This is a genomic window from Enterobacter sp. PL_is379 (assembly GCF_055817355.1).
Genome location: NZ_JBVPGT010000012.1, coordinates 1 through 15,159, shown reverse-complemented (window position 1 = coordinate 15,159; position 15,159 = coordinate 1). Strand labels below are relative to the sequence as shown.

Genomic DNA, 15,159 nt, shown 5'->3' with positions numbered 1-15,159 from the left:
GCCACTGCTCCTGACCGGGCAGCGAGCCGTCCTGAGCGAGCAGGCCCCGGCGCTGTCGTACTGCCAGCGGTTCCAGTTAAACGGGTTATCGTCCCGTTCTTCCCGCACCAGGTTATTGCGATAATCGTACTCCAGGCGCCGGGACCAGCGGCGCGGCGACGGGCGCTGGGCATTGCCGGTAAAGTTGTCCCATCGATAAAGATTACATCGTTAAAGATGGCGACGTAATGAACTTCTTGTTTAACGTTTGATTTGTTTTGAATGGTATAAATTACTGTTCTTACGCCTTCTTACGCCTTCTTACGCAGATAGAACTCAAGATATTTTTTAGGTCTATCCTGAAAAGCACGCTCTTTGCCGTAGTTATAAGCATCGTTAAAATATTTATACGCTTCATTGAATTGATTCAACTCGTAACAGACCATACCCAAGTCGATTAACGGTGCAGTGTCTATATCCGATCCACGTGTCCGTAAAGCCGTCTCTCCCCATTTCTTTGCCTCAACGTAATCCGCAAGATCAAAATATGCGCTGTACATGCATGCAGAGATCCAGTTGGCAAATTCTGATTCGGACTTTGGTTCAGGAAGAGCTTGCCAGGCCTTTTGGTATTGTTCTAAAGCCTCGGCGTATTTTTGGCTGTCGTGTAACTCGTTTCCTTTTTCAATCGTATTTGTTATAGATATTTTCATACTCAAGCGCCTGTCCTTTTAATTAAAAATCCTTTTCTAAGCAACAATCGAATTCAATAAAATGCATTATTAAATTATCATTTTATATTATAAAATTATTACATTGCAATCGATCATCTTATAGCAAATCTTTTTAAGTATCAATGACTCTATAACATCCCAATCACCTCCACCGAGGCCAGCGCCTATTCTTGGCATTTGTACTGAAAGGCGATTTACTAAAGCAAAGTCAGATAACTTTTCAAGACAAACTTCCAGGGATGCATAACATACGTATTGATTTTTGTCATTGACATTTTTCTTAATACCATCTTGTGCATACATATTAGCAATAAATATCTGTTCTTTAGCATCAACCAAGACAAAATCAACCGTACCTAATTCTGGGGTGTTATTTCCATTGAAGCTATTGAGATAGTATTCCTTTGCAGAAGGATATTTATTTGAAAGAGACAGAACAAAGCCTTTACCCCATTTCCCTTTATTATTCACAATGTGAGCAATAACTATGGATTTTTTCAAAGGTTCCACAGCATTTCCAGACAAGAGCTTTATTTGTTTTTTTTCTTGCAATGAACTCGTTGATGTTTTCCAGAAAGTTTCAAATTCCTCATTCGAAATTTCTTCAGTATCACTTAAGTCCAGATCGCTTTTTTTACCATCATACAGCAGAAAACCAACTTTCTCGTTTTTATCTAGCAAAGAGGAAGATGCATAACAATCGCCATCTATAATATTTATTTGTCGTGTGGCCACCTCCCCTATGAATTCATTGAGAATAATTCCTTCACCTGCAATAAAATCAACGTTACCTTTATAGTATTTTTTCACATCAACCACAACTCCTCGCACTTTTAACAATTCTTTCGGAGACATCAAGATCTTTTGTGTTTAAGATAAAGAATGTATTTTTCCGGGGTTCAATTACATCCAGGCCAGTAACATCTATGTCAACAAAATGGCTTATACCTTTTTATTTTCTCGTTTAGGATGGCAACTGTCCAATTTATTTTGGAAACACTATGATATAGTCATATAAGTAACTTCAATTGAATCATATATTTTACCAGTTCTCCACTTACAATTCATGAGGGTCTAAGCAATAGTGGCAGAGAATTGTTCCTGTTAGGTTATGAGGGTCATAAGCAGCATCAACATGTCCCCACTCCCTTGATACAGGAAGAACAATAGTAGATTTAGTTTTGAACCATTCCCTTAAACATCGGGTGACTTTCCCTTCGGGTCTATTCTGTTTTCCCATCAATAATTTTTCTGGGGCGAAGCGCCAACTACGAATTATTGAGTTAGGATCATTGGGAACCAAGAAGTCAATTATTAGATATATATCTCCGAACTCATGGTCACCTTTAAGGATAGTTCTGTATGAGACTGTTTTATTGTCTTTTTTTTCAGGCCACCCCTCCCACCTTACATTTGTATTATTAAACAACTCTGTCTTAGTAACTCTTGGTCCTAATAGAACCCTTTTATTAAATTTAAGAACACCAGTTTCTGCGTCAAAATTCATTTTCACATCCCAATATCAAATGGAAGACCAATAGGTTCCAGAACTTTTTTATAATTCGAAAGGAAGAATTGGGTACCGCCACCGCTTCCTAACATTTCAGTATCTGGTGACAAAGCTTGTCCCGTACCAGCAATAGCATCTCGTTTGACTCTATACATCTGAATCTTACTTCTAAACCCATATTTTTCATGAGGTAGAACTTGTAAACTTTCCCATAATTTTTGTCGACTACCACTAGCAGCTTCTCAAGTGGCTTTGTCGAAATAAAATCCTGACTGCCCAGGTGCTCCACCATAAACAATATCGCCTTCTTTAAGCATTGTGTTTGACCAAGAATAACGGCCTTGATAAATCCCTCTTCCTTGCCACTGCCTACCAAATGCCGCCTGGTTATGGTCATTTTATCGAGTCGGTGCACACTTCGCTTTCAATCCTAATGGATCAACCCAATTCAACGGATTAGTGGCGTAAACGTAAGTATTTATACCGCCATTAAAACCTATCGGGTCATCGGAACGATTCGGACGCCATCATACTTTTTAACACGTTAAATAATAAAACGCCGGGAAGATTTGATGCTCTTCCCGGCCAATTATTATTGAATATTATTCATAAACTCTTGCAGCCATTAAAATATCTGCAATAAATGTCCAGTTAACATTTTCTGGAACAGGTAATTTTTGATTTAAATAATATCCATCCATATCTTCAACCCAAGATGCCATCGATTCAAAATATGAGGGTAAGTCTTTGCTCTCCCACTCACTTAGATTATTTCTGGCATTTGAAGATAAATTCTCAAGAAATTTAATAAAATCGTCTCTAGTATTTATTCCTTTAGTATTCATAACAATATTACTCCAGTACTTTTTTATTCCATCACCCAATTTGAAAATAATCGACTTACCATCTGTTTTTGTTGTCATTTTCCACATCTGATCAGCAACTTCACTAGGTGAGGCCCATTTAAATGGAACTCGTTTCCTTTTTCTACAAGAGATGTAACTTTTTCATCAAATTTATCGAAACCGTTTTTCATATGCTTATTCATTATCAATCGAAAAGAGACCTCCTTGCCTATATAAAAGTGGTTTTAAGCGAAAAATGTTGTCAGAAGTAAGGAGGGTTCTAAAAGTGTTAGTTTTTATTATTAACCTAGCCAAAAAAGAATTGCTTAAAACCTTCCGCCTCAACATCCTTAAGCTTGCTTTTTAGCATTAAATCGATATCTTCCAGAAAGTCCTCTCTGAAATTAAAATCATCATCTGTAGCATCACCATCATATTTACTTTGTTCGATATCAATGGCAGAACAAAAAGCATCCAAAAAGTCGGCTAACGAATTGGAAATAATGAAATTTCTTTTTTGAATACTACCATAAACAGGAGATGTGATATTTTGGGTATCACAAAAAAGAACATCTCCATTTCGTTCAGCAAAGATTATATATTCATCGCGCCAGGTCGTGTCATTTTGAACTCGCCAGCCTGATAACATTTTATTAAGCTCTTGGGGCTCAACAATCTGTATAATGAATGCACCATCAAATGTTGGGTGGTCTTTTAAAATCAAATGGCTATAAAAAAATCGAATTTCACCATTTAAATTTACAGGAAAAGAAGTTTCATTTTCATCGTCTGCATAGTCTATCTCTCCCATATTTAAATCATTCATTTTGAATTTCTTGACAAAGTCTTGGATAGTATTTTTTATATGCATTATTCCTCTTTAAGAGTTATCATTATTGGCTACGCTTAAAATTACCATATCCATAGTTGAAAAATGTACTCATAATCCAAAGAACTTCTTCGCGCCATTAAAAAAGAAAAACAAAGAATCAATAATGGCACGACACCCTTCAATATTAAGGTAGTTTATTGCCCTTTCTTTTACGATTTGAGTGTATTTCGTAGAAATAATCTTCACAAAAAACGTCTAAAGCATTTTCCAGTGGAACAAGTTTCAACCCCCGGAATCCTTTACTGTCTATAACTTCCTTGACCTCTTGTTTAACAATGATAAAACCACCTAACAATGTGTCGTTCAACGAAAGTATATCATTTTCTAGCGCATCATCCTTGAATTCAATTTTAAAAGGTATGGTATCTCCGAACTTATCCTCTTCGAGAATAGATTTATCCTTATCTATAACATCGCCGCCTGGAAAATATGCATATTTAAAATCATCCCGAAGAACTTGACCATTCCCAATCGAAACTGGTGTAATATCTCGGCCAAAAAAAACATTGTGCTTATAATTTTCAAAAATCGAAAATAAAGACTTATCCATCAAGTGTCCAAAGTCTTTTTTATAATAGTCAAATTTCAAAGCCCCAACATTTTTATTGCACAACAAATAAATATGGTCTGGGCATGCATCGTCTGTTATTCGATAAGGGAAGGGAAAGGCAGAGCCTTCTATTTCCCAGTTTTCATTAACCTGTAATCTTTCATCAACCATGCCCTGTAAATTTCTTGGCATGCGTGATGATTCAAAGTCATTCATGATCACATAATAGGACATTAATTCATTCCCCTGATTTTTTTTGTGGGAACATGACCCATCCAAATTTTATTCTTCATATCAATCTGGATCCGCCTTATAGCTATCCTCGCCCCTTTAGCATCTAATCTTCCAGAAATATATCGTTACTCAACACGAGCAATGCGCCGACGGAGAATGTCACTATAGTTATGATAATTACTGCTATGGAAGATATCCATACCTTTCCCTGCATCTTGTTTCATCGCTGATGCGCTACCTGGAAAATTAATACCATTAAACGCAGAGTTCATGTCTTTTCCGATGCCAATATTATTGAAGAATGATTGCTCCTCTTTCCACACCTCAACGGGTATAACATGGTGAGCAGAATTCGCTCCGGCGTGCCGTTCGGCTGGAAGTGGAACCAGAAAATCTCCGGGGCATCAACGCCGTCAATACGCGCCAGCGGGTCGTAGCTGTCCTGATCGCTGTAAACGTAGGTCAGCGGCACATCCCCGTGCACTTCCTGCAGCAGCCGGAACCCTTCCCAGACAAACCGGTTGGTAACCGGCTTACCGGTTGGCTGTCCGCCCAGCATCTGGCGGCGCGTTTTGCTGATGCGGCGACCGAGCGGATCGTAGCGGAAGCTGACCTGCGTCTGCGGTTTGTTGCGATCCCGCAGCTGGCTGATGACTTCCGTCAGGCGGTGTTCGCCGTCGTAGCGGTAGTGCCAGCGGGTCTGGCCGTTATCCTTCTCCACGGTGCGGCCGTGGATGTCATAACGCCAGCGAATGCCGTTCAGCTGCGTCAGGCGGTTGTGCGTGACCTTATCAGCGGAACCTTCAAGCGGGTTATCAGCACAATATGACAACCTTATTTAATAGTTAATTCCACGTTAAATAAATACCGCAATTAAATGATTTAATATCATAGCAAATAGTTATATCACCCCATTCCAAGTGCCACATTATACTATGTTTTTCTTTTTCATCTGGTTTGCCAAGATCATATTCACCCGACACCCATTGATATAAAAATTCGACTTCTTTATTTAGCATATCAATGTTAGAAACCTTATTCCAATCATTTATTGCCTTATAATACCCTCCCTCTTTATAAATTAATTGCACCGTAAATGGCAAATTACTGAAGCATAATGGTTGTATTATAATCTCGAATTCCTTTCCCGACCAAAGAACGGTATTAACTGTATAATGATGGGGAATTAATTTCTGCATTTTATTTTCTGATTCAAGATATTTGTAAAGATCAGAAGTTATAAATTCCTCCTCCCTTTGTATTAAAAGACATTTATTGTCTAACTCAACCTTACCATTTACCACGTTAATTTTAAAATTAATCATATGCTAATGACCTTCCCCGGTATCAAAAGATTTCTAAATTCCTCAGGGATAAAGAATTGCCCCCCCCCTCGACCATATATCTCATTAGCCAATGCTCTTCCATATGCTACATCAATATCCTCACTTACATAATAAGCTCTAACTTGCGTTCTTAATGTACGATGAGGATCTATTTTAACCTGAAGTGCTTCATGGTAGCCTATAGCATTTCCTTTATTTTGCCTAACGGTTGGATAAGTCACTGCATATGATGGAGGAGTATCACCGTTTGGATATAATGCATACAGAATCGTGCCTTTTTTCAGTTTCCTGTTTTTGTAGACATCTATACTTTGTAATCACCTTGACCTTGCCATCTCGTAGCTTCTTTAGATGGATCCTTACATTTACGGCTCAACCCCCACGGATCCACCCACCCCAGCGCATTCGGCGCATACTGGTAAAGGTTTATCCCCCCCGCCAGCCCTATCGGGTCCTGCTGCGTAAACCGTCCGCAGTCCGGGTCGTAATACCGGAACAGATTGTCGTGCAGTCCTGTCTCACGGTCCAGGTATTGCCCCTGCATCCGCAGGTTCTGAGAATATCCTGATCCCTGCGTCTCGCTCTCCCGCAACAGCTTGCCCCAGGCGGTGTTCGCCATCTTACCGGTAGTGCCGGATCTGGCCGTTATCCTTCTCTACGGTACGGCCGTGGATGTCATAGCGCCAGCGAATACCGTTCAGTTGCGTGACCCGGGCTTTGATTTTAATATATTAAGCCAGCCAATAGTGTTCTTTTATTAAAAATTATCTGTTTTTTGTTGTTTGAGTGAGCACTTCAAAAACAGACGCTGCTTAATTATAACCTCGCAAAAATCAATCCTTCTCTTTGCTTAATATCAGGGCATCATTTTTTTAATATCAAGTGCGTAATTAACAACATCATCTAAAAGTTTTTCTTCCCTGAGGGAAAAGTTTGCGTATTGAGCCATAGCTCTGCATGTTGACAGACTTTCAATTATTTCAAATGGAATTTTGTCTCCAAAAATTATTATCTGTTCATAACGAGTTTGAAAAAAATTTACCGATTCATGTTTACCATTGGCATTAAGTTCAAAAATTATTTTTTCAAGTGCATTTTTTAAGTTATTCAATTTCATTACCAGGGAACCCTTAAAGTTTTAACCACCCATGCTCTTGGAAGATTTGATACCACAGCCTGGTATCCCATCCCAGGATATCCTGCCCCTTGAGCTGCAGCAGGACCTTCACTCACCCACGTTCCTTTAGGAACTCTAAACTCTGATACATTAGTAATATTAACACCCCAATCATGGCGAATAGCTAGCTTTTCTCGCAAAACCTCCTCGGAATTGTATTTTTCATTTGTCAGCCAAGAAATTTTTCTTCCTGTTCTATTATTTACACCATGATATTTATAAAAAGTCTCGTCTCTTTTCAGCTGCCTGTTTTTATAAACGCTTTTATCAAATGTTTCTGCAATTCCTCCAGGAAGTTGCGGCCCTGGTTTTTTCCCTGTATTGCATCGGCTTAACCCCCACGGATCCACCCACCCCAGCGCATTCGGCGCATACTGGTAAAGGTTTATCCCCCCCGCCAGCCCTATCGGGTCCTGCTGCGTAAACCGTCCGCAGTCCGGGTCGTAATACCGGAACAGATTGTAGTGCAGCCCTGTCTCACGGTCCAGGTATTGCCCCTGCATGCGCAGGTTCTGAGAATATCCTGATATCTGCGTCTCGCTTTCCCGCAGCAGCTTGCCCCAGGCGCCGTTCAACCCTTCCCAGCGCACCTGCCCTTCGCTATCCGTCATCCGCTCCGGCGTGCCGTTCGGCTGGCAGTGGAACCAGAAAATCTCCGGAGCATCAACGCCGTCAATACGCGCCAGCGGGTCGTAGCTGTCCTGATCGCTGTAGACGTAAGTGAGCGGCACATCCCCGTGCACTTCCTGCAACAGCCGGAACCCTTCCCAGACAAACCGGGTGGTGACCGGCTTGCCGGCTGGCTGTCCGCCCAGCATCTGGCGGCGCGTTTTGCTGATGCGTCGCCCGAGCGGATCGTAGCGGAAGCTGACCTGCGTCTGCGGTTTATTGCGATCCCGCGGCTGGCTGATGACTTCCGTCAGGCGATGTTCGCCGTCGTAGCGGTAGTGCCAGCGGGTCTGGCCGTTATCCTTCTCCACGGTGCGGCCGTGGATGTCATAACGCCAGCGAATGCCGTTCAGCTGCGTCAGGCGGTTGTGCGTGACCTTCTCAGCAGATCCTTCGAGCGGGTTACCGGCAGCATCCCAGCGCCACTGCTCCTGGCCGGGCAGCGTGCCGTCCTGAACGAGCAGGCGCCCGGCGCTGTCGTACTGCCAGCGGTACCAGCTGAACGGGTTATCGTCCCGCTCTTCGCGCACCAGGTTATTACGGTAGTCGTAATCCCAGCGGCGGGACCAGCGGCGCGGCGACGGGCGCTGGGCATTGCCGGTAAAGACGTCCCGGCGGTGCAGTCGGCCGAGGCGGTCGTACTCGCTGCGGGTGGTCAACAGCCCCTGGGTGCGGCTGGTCTCACGGTGGAGTTCGTCGCGAGTAAAATCGGAGACCGAGAGCTTATCGAGAGCAATGCTGAGCAGATGTCCGCTGCCGTAGTAGAACTGCTTCAGCTCGCGGCCATCGGGCAGCGTGACGGAGGTGCGGTTGCCCAGCGCGTCATACTCCCACGCCAGCTCGCCGTGCTCGCCCGCCTCGCGCGTCACGCGACCGAGCGCATCATACTCAAAGACGAGCTCCTGCTCTGCCTCGGTGCTCCACGCGTCGGCTGAAAGCGCAGGATGCAGCCCAATCCGGCTTAACAGCCCGGACGGCGTGTAGTGGTAGCGTGTCTGCCCTTCCGGCGTGGTGCGGGCGACCAGCTGACCGCTCGCGCTCCAGGCGAAGGCGTGGGTGATGGCCTCCGGATGGCCAGCGGCAAAGGTGCGCGCAATCGTGCGCCCGCAGGCATCATAGCGATACTGCGAGGCTACGCCATCGAGCCCCACCTCTTCCAGCAGCAGCGAGTCTGGCCCCCAGCGGAACTGATACGCTTCGCCGTTCTCGTTTTCCAGGGCAATCAGGCGCCCGCGGCTGTCCCAGCGGCGGCGCACCTCTTCACCCTGCGTGTTACGGGTGGCGGTTAAGCGCCCCGCCTCATCGTATCTGAACTCGCTCTCTTTCCCGTCGGCGCCCGCATGCTTTACCGGCAGGCCACGTTCGTTCCATTTGAGCGATTCCGTCCAGCCTTCCGGGCGGTCAAGCTGCACCGGACGCCCTGCGGCGTCGTAGCGGTAGCGCGTCTCTTCACCGTCGGCGCCAGTCTCAGCCACCAGCCAGCCCAGCGGATGATAGCGATAGCGGGTAATACGCCCGGAACAGTCGGCCGAACGAACGATCTGCCCGGCCTCGTTGTACTCCTGGTAGCGGCTGTTGCCAGCGGCATCGACCTCTTCCACGACCTGGCCGAACGCGTCCCGGCGCAGCTGCGTCGTCTGCCCCATCGGGTCCACCACGCGCTTCAGCCCGTGATGTTCGTCGTACCAGAACCGGGTGGCGCTGCCGTTGGCTTCGATAATGGCCGCGGGAAGCGCGCGGTGCTCCAGCCAGGTGGTGGTGCGGGTATTGCCGCCGGCATCGGTCTCCTGCACCCGGTTGCCCATCTCGTCGTAGACGAAGGTGACGGCGTTGCCGAGCGGATCGATGCGACGCGTGAGAAGCTCGTTATCATCCCACTCGTAGCGCCAGTTTTCACCGCGCTCGTCAACGTAGCGGACAATCAGATTCTGCGCGTTCCAGTAGTGGCGGCGCGTCTGACCATCGTAGTGCTCGACGGTCGTCAGCCCGGCGGCTAAATCATAGCTAAAGCGGCAGCCGTCGCCGGTGCTGGTGCGGTTTTCCACCACGCGCCAGTGGTCGAATTTTTGCCAGCGGTATTCGCTCTCCAGACCGCCCGGCAGGCAGTGCCAGACCATCAGCCCGTGCTCGTTATAACGGTATTCACGCGTCACCACGCCGGAGGCATCCGTCGCGCTCGCCAGCTGGCCGCGCGCGTCGTAGCCCCACTGCATCAGCGGCCAGGTTTGGTTGCCGTCGAAATGGCTGGCCGAGGTCACGCGCAGCGGGAAGCGCTCATCTTCATAGCGCAGGGTGACGTCTATCGCCCGCGGCTCATCATGGATACCAACCAGCCTGCCGTGCTCGTCCCACGCCGTCAGCAGCGCGTTGCCGTATTCATCGCTAAGGGAGGCCAGACGCAGGATAGAAGGATTGATGCGGGTCGGTTTGTACAGACGCCACACTGCACCGTCATCGTCGGCAATCGCCACGTCGCCGTTCTCATTGCGGCGGATAATGATGCCTTCGCTGATGCTGTAAAACGCACGGTCGACAGGCGGCAGTTCAAAGCTCAGCTCGCGCCCGGTTTCATCGAACCAGGTCGCATTGTTATCTTCCAGCGTCAGATAGCTGTCAAAAGTCGTTGCCCAGCCCAGACCAAACAGCCCTTCGCGGGTCGTCAGGCTGTTGTAGCTGCGCTGCCAGCGAAGCGGGAAGCGCCCCGGCAGCGAGAAGTCGAGCTCATCGTCGTCGTTCAGCACCTTCACGCCGGTGGCGGCGTGGACCGGGTGCGAGGAGCCAAACACGGCGTTGACGGCCATATCCGCCAGCATCCCGCCGCCGGCCGCCGCCAGCGCGCAGGGCATGTTTTTCAGGAGCTTGCCCGGACGCCCGCGCAGCAGGGAGAGCGCAATCATCCCCAGCGCCAGACCCGGCGTTTTACCGCTTTTGATATCGCGAACCGTGAGCGTGTCCCCGCCGATGATCACGTTCGGGGAGACGTCGTCGGACACGGTGCCTTCGCAGGTGGTGCGATCTTTCGCGCGCACCGCGGGCTGTCCGTTGATGAAGACGCTTTTAGAACCTTCCGCCAGATACTGCGGCCCGGAGTGCTTTTCACACGCCACCTTGTCTTCTTCCAGCGGCGAGGTCCCCGCCGCGGCAGAGGCCACGCTCGGCTGCCACATTTCGCTGCCAAACTGTCCGGCAGCGGAAAGCAGCATGCCCGCGTAATCGGCAAAGCTGCCCGGCGACTGCGGCTCAGGGGACGGTGTATCGGCGGGCGTCAGCGTGCCTGCCGCGCGGGCGGCGGGGATTGCGTTGGTCAGAACGTTGTTCGAGCCGGTGGTAATTTTACCCGCAGGCGACGGCGGGAAGAGCGCATTGCCTAACCCCTCCGCGGCGTTGCTGATATCGTCGGTGATCCCCGCCACGTTCGCCAGCACGCCGCCAATAATCCCGCTTAACAGACAGCTGGATCCGACTGCCGCCACGCCTGCTGCGGCGGCTCCAGCACCGAGGAGTGGCGCGGCGGCCGTAGCCGCCAGCCCCACCGCCGCGCCGATCACCGCATAGGCGGCACCTTCCGCCACAATGCTGGTGATGTCAGCAAAAATGCTAGAGTGAATAATCTCGTCGCCCTTACGGGCCGCGTTGTTATCGCTCATGCCTTACACATTCCGGTTGTCGTTTAGCGTCAGGCTCTGCTTAAGCGCGCTCCAGCGCACCTCGTCCTCTTCGGTAAAGGCTCTGAGTGCCGAGAGGGTAAAAATCATCAATACCGGTTTGCCCGGCGTCTGCACGGCCAGCTGTTTTTGCCACAGGCGTTGCCCGTTACGGTCAAACGTGGTTTCAACTTCCAGCCCGTTAATGTTTCCGTCAGGCCCGGCTTTTACGTCCCGGAATTCGCTCTGGGCCATCTCACCCATCTGAGGACGCAACACATCCCACTGGCGGTGAAACTCTTGTTTGTAGTCGCTGCCATCGGGAATCACACCGCGGCTGACCACTACGGACAGCCCGCTTTCGTCATCGCGAATAATGTTCATACTGTTATCCTGCCAGGCAGCAGGAAAAAGGGAAAACGAGCCTTCCTGGAGGGTGTATTTCATAAGTGAACTCGGGATGCTTAATATTGAGAGAAACAAGAAGGCCAATCGATGCTGGCCTTTTGGCTGGCTATAGTTATTTAAGCCACTGGCCTGACTGTTCGACTAAAACATGGCTGCCTTTGCTGACAACCAATTTCACGGGTGCATACGTGACGGTATAAGCGATCTCGCCGTTCTTGTACGTTGAGCCGATTATTTTACCTGCAGGGTCGTGTAACGTTTTTCCCTTTAAGGAGATCGTACTGTTATCGCTTTTGCGCACACCGAGATAAACCATCTGGTCACATTCACCCTCGAAACGCCCGCACTTGTTTATCAGAGAGATAGTGAACTTTTCGGTGTCCAGTTTTCTGGTTTCCGCGTTTTGAACCGAAGCGGCTTTACGTAACGTATAACGCAGCGGAGCAAAATCATTTCCTTTTTGAGGAGGAGTAACTAAACGCCATTCCATTTCACTCCCCTTTAGTTCCAGAACAGCCCGTCCGCCTGCGCCGCCAAACGATGAGTTGAACTCAACGTTCGCACGGTTTCCCGCGATCGTACCGCTAAGATTATGCTCATCATCTTCCGGGCAATCGATGCGATTTCCTCTCCGGGAGACATAGCAATAAGACCCGGTGATACGGTTGCCAGATTCAGCTAGCCGCAGGGTTAACGTCGAGTCGTTCTCGAATTCACCAGCCCACTCCCCGTCAAACGCGAGTCCTGATTGGCTGCTTTTTGCAAACTGCATCGTATTGAATCTGGCGGCCCATTGCTGAATATCGGCATTAATGGCCTGACTATTATCAGATGACTGGTAATGGATAACGTTTGATTCTGGAACCACCCAGGCCGCAAAGATTTTGCCGTCAGGATTGATGACCAGCGCGGATGCGTTCTCCTGATAAAGATCTTTTAGCCAGCCCTCAACAAACAATCCGCCACCTGGGGTGGTATGCGGTTCGCCGAAGACATCAAAGTTATCAATAAAGGTCTGGTAATGATCTCCCAACGTCTTCCTGAGATTGTCTGTCACTTCGCTGTCGTTAACGATGCGTCTGACCGTATTGAGGTTATTGTATTGCGATAACTCTAACGCAGATGACGTTTCAACTGCGCCTGTCAATAAAGCCGTGAACAATACGGCTGCAACATATTTTTTGGTCATAAATTATTCTTGAGAATCATTGTTGTAATTCATCGTTATTTTTATAACGTTGTCGCCTTTTATCTCAAAAGAGAGCAGTTTTTTATCCAATTCGTAGGTAATCCACTGCTCCCCGTCATCATTTTCGACCTGACCGGTACCGTATGCGCTGTTCAGTTCCTTTCTCGTTGAACCCACATGGACACCGCGCGGCGTTGCGAAGTCTTCGGCAGTCAGCGTAATTTGAGACACGATATAATCATCAACGCTTCTTTCCGCTTTATCCCACCAGAGGTTGGAAGTGAATATTTCTACTCCAGCGTTTTGATGCTGAAAGAATTTATATTGGACTCCATCAAAAGGAACCTCACCGGTAAAACTGCCTTCCACCGGCACGCCAATTTTACGGGCAATATCAGGCGTCCATCTGTCGCCCAGGGCGACAGGCTGGTCTTTGATCTGCACAGAAAAATCCCGTTTTGTCAGAACGGGAGGCATCACCTGAGCCAAAACCACATTGCTGCCGAGACAGGTAAACATCAGGACGGAACAAAGAAATATCGGCGTGTGTTTTTTCACGTTAATCGTCATTTATTGAATGTGTATGGCCATTATCACCCTGAAGAAACCGTCAGGACATGAGTGCAGTATTTCTTAGTCGGCGCTAATGACGACTGAACCCAGACAGTGAGGATTTTTCACGGTGAAAGTGAAGCTCACTTTTTGTCCATTCATATCTTTTCGGGCTGTATAGCTGGTCACTTCGTTCTCCGAACGGCCGCGCGGATAATCAGTTAACCTCAGCTGCGGATAGCGCTTTTTAACGGTATCAAGCGTTATGCATTGACCTGAGGAAGGTGAAAAATTCAGTAAAGGCGCCATGCCGTCGTTTTGTTTGCTTAAACGTAACCCAATTGCGGTTATGTTCGTTCCATCAGCGAGTTTGATATCGTCGGCATTGTAGAAATTGATATATTCATTTTGCCTGGTCATCTTAAACGATAACGGCGCGTTACTAAGGGTTGTAACGGATAACGTCTTAAGCGATGCACTCATCCCGGAAATAAACATCCAAAGATCCTTTTTCTGCGCATCTCCTCCAGCCATTCCCGTCGTTAGTAACGCGATAAGCACCGCACCTGCTTTACTCATCTTTGGCCGTAAATTTCGCCTGCACCGCCGCATCAATATCCCCTTTATGCCCCGATCCCGGCGCCGTGGTGCCCGGTTTTGTACCAGAGGTATTCAGATGCAGCTTACCGCCCGTGGTGATATACCCATCCCCTTCCACGAAGAAGTTAAACTCTTTGCCGATGAGGTTAATCTTGCCGTTAGCATTCAGCTCAATGGCACTCTCACCGGAGACCAGCCGCAGCTTCGTCCCGGAAGCAATGACGTACTGCTCCACCGCCGCATCCAGCTTGCCTTTCCCCGTCAGGATCTCGGTGCCACCTTTCACGGCCTGAGTCTGATTCGCTTCCACGCGATGCAGTTCATTTTTCTTCACGTAATGGCTGCGCTCGCCGCCGACGCTGTGCGTTTCATCATTTTTAACGCTGGTGTCCATGTTACGCTCGGCCTGGATCCACACCTGCTCTGCACCCGCTTTATCCTCAAACCGCAGGGCGTTGGCGTTGTCCACGGAACCGTCTTTCGTGCGGCTCATAAAGCCCATCTGCGTCGCCGCAGCCGGCAGCGCCCACGGCGGCATGCTCGCGTCGTTGTACACGCGCCCGGTGATAATCGGACGGTCCGGGTCCCCGTTGATAAAGTCCACCACCACCTCATCGCCGACGCGCGGGATTTGCACCCCGCCGTAGCCCTGGCCCGCCCACGCGCTCGACACACGCACCCAGCAGGAACTGGTGTCATCGCCCTTCGCCAGACGGTCCCAGTGGAACTTCACCTTCACCCGACCGTATTTGTCCGTCCAGATACTCTCCCCGTTCGGCCCCACCACTTTCGCCGTCTGCGGGCCGTAGGTGCGCGGCCACGCCGTGCTC

The 15,159-nt window shown here is 48.5% G+C and carries 16 protein-coding genes and 3 pseudogenes; all 19 read right to left on the bottom strand.

Translation table 11 applies throughout. The annotated features are described in order from the left end of the window. A pseudogene (locus AC0TOY_RS00310) lies at positions 1-201 on the bottom strand (RHS repeat domain-containing protein); the annotation flags it as partial. Between the two features lie 89 nt (positions 202-290). Further along, the gene (locus tag AC0TOY_RS00305; protein WP_024907040.1) at positions 291-692 is read right to left on the bottom strand and encodes a hypothetical protein; all 402 of its coding nucleotides are present in this window, start codon (positions 690-692) and stop codon (positions 291-293) included. Positions 693-779: 87 nt separating this feature from the next. Further along, a complete protein-coding gene (locus tag AC0TOY_RS00300) occupies positions 780-1,568 on the bottom strand; it encodes a macro domain-containing protein (protein WP_048991413.1) in 789 nt (262 codons plus the stop codon). A gap of 202 nt (positions 1,569-1,770) precedes the next feature. Next, positions 1,771-2,220, bottom strand: a complete 450-nt coding sequence (locus AC0TOY_RS00295; RefSeq protein WP_072050682.1) for a hypothetical protein — start codon at positions 2,218-2,220, stop codon at positions 1,771-1,773. 401 nt (positions 2,221-2,621) lie between these two features. Continuing rightward, complete coding sequence (locus tag AC0TOY_RS00290) at positions 2,622-2,723, bottom strand: RHS repeat-associated core domain-containing protein (protein ID WP_080690917.1); 102 nt, start codon at positions 2,721-2,723, stop codon at positions 2,622-2,624. A 102-nt stretch (positions 2,724-2,825) separates the two neighbouring features. Beyond that, positions 2,826-3,146: a DUF7660 family protein gene (locus AC0TOY_RS00285; protein WP_228117518.1), complete on the bottom strand. Its 321-nt coding sequence runs from the start codon at positions 3,144-3,146 to the stop codon at positions 2,826-2,828. Positions 3,147-3,375: 229 nt separating this feature from the next. Further along, positions 3,376-3,894 (bottom strand): hypothetical protein, encoded by a 519-nt coding sequence (locus AC0TOY_RS00280; RefSeq protein ID WP_473721386.1) that lies wholly within the window; start codon positions 3,892-3,894, stop codon positions 3,376-3,378. 190 nt (positions 3,895-4,084) lie between these two features. Continuing rightward, entirely contained in the window at positions 4,085-4,744 is a 660-nt protein-coding gene (locus AC0TOY_RS00275) for an Imm43 family immunity protein (RefSeq protein WP_157189938.1), read from the bottom strand. Positions 4,745-4,869: 125 nt separating this feature from the next. After that, positions 4,870-5,067 carry a hypothetical protein gene (locus tag AC0TOY_RS00270; protein ID WP_071994455.1) on the bottom strand — a complete coding sequence of 66 codons (198 nt, stop codon included), beginning with the start codon at positions 5,065-5,067 and terminating at the stop codon, positions 4,870-4,872. Between the two features lie 26 nt (positions 5,068-5,093). Further along, a pseudogene (locus AC0TOY_RS00265) lies at positions 5,094-5,564 on the bottom strand (type IV secretion protein Rhs); the annotation flags it as partial. 25 nt (positions 5,565-5,589) lie between these two features. Continuing rightward, positions 5,590-6,069, bottom strand: a complete 480-nt coding sequence (locus AC0TOY_RS00260) for a hypothetical protein (RefSeq protein ID WP_126801770.1) — start codon at positions 6,067-6,069, stop codon at positions 5,590-5,592. A gap of 325 nt (positions 6,070-6,394) precedes the next feature. Then, positions 6,395-6,703: pseudogene (locus tag AC0TOY_RS00255) on the bottom strand (RHS repeat-associated core domain-containing protein); the annotation flags it as partial. Between the two features lie 243 nt (positions 6,704-6,946). Continuing rightward, positions 6,947-7,207, bottom strand: a complete 261-nt coding sequence (locus AC0TOY_RS00250) for a hypothetical protein (protein ID WP_024907031.1) — start codon at positions 7,205-7,207, stop codon at positions 6,947-6,949. Next, on the bottom strand, positions 7,207-11,583 hold the full coding sequence (locus AC0TOY_RS00245) for an RHS repeat-associated core domain-containing protein (protein WP_473721385.1): 4,377 nt from the start codon (positions 11,581-11,583) through the stop codon (positions 7,207-7,209). Before AC0TOY_RS00245 ends, AC0TOY_RS00250 begins: the two co-directional genes overlap by 1 nt. Positions 11,584-11,586: 3 nt before the next feature. Beyond that, the gene (locus AC0TOY_RS00240) at positions 11,587-12,027 is read right to left on the bottom strand and encodes a DcrB-related protein (RefSeq protein ID WP_473721384.1); all 441 of its coding nucleotides are present in this window, start codon (positions 12,025-12,027) and stop codon (positions 11,587-11,589) included. A 73-nt stretch (positions 12,028-12,100) separates the two neighbouring features. Next, positions 12,101-13,177: a hypothetical protein gene (locus tag AC0TOY_RS00235; RefSeq protein WP_473721383.1), complete on the bottom strand. Its 1,077-nt coding sequence runs from the start codon at positions 13,175-13,177 to the stop codon at positions 12,101-12,103. A 3-nt stretch (positions 13,178-13,180) separates the two neighbouring features. Further along, positions 13,181-13,735, bottom strand: a complete 555-nt coding sequence (locus AC0TOY_RS00230) for a hypothetical protein (RefSeq protein WP_473721382.1) — start codon at positions 13,733-13,735, stop codon at positions 13,181-13,183. Between the two features lie 75 nt (positions 13,736-13,810). Further along, the gene (locus tag AC0TOY_RS00225; RefSeq protein WP_473721381.1) at positions 13,811-14,308 is read right to left on the bottom strand and encodes a hypothetical protein; all 498 of its coding nucleotides are present in this window, start codon (positions 14,306-14,308) and stop codon (positions 13,811-13,813) included. After that, a partial coding sequence (locus AC0TOY_RS00220) for a type VI secretion system Vgr family protein (RefSeq protein WP_473701745.1) occupies positions 14,301-15,159 on the bottom strand: 859 nt, incomplete at its 5' end. The genes AC0TOY_RS00220 and AC0TOY_RS00225, both read right to left, overlap by 8 nt.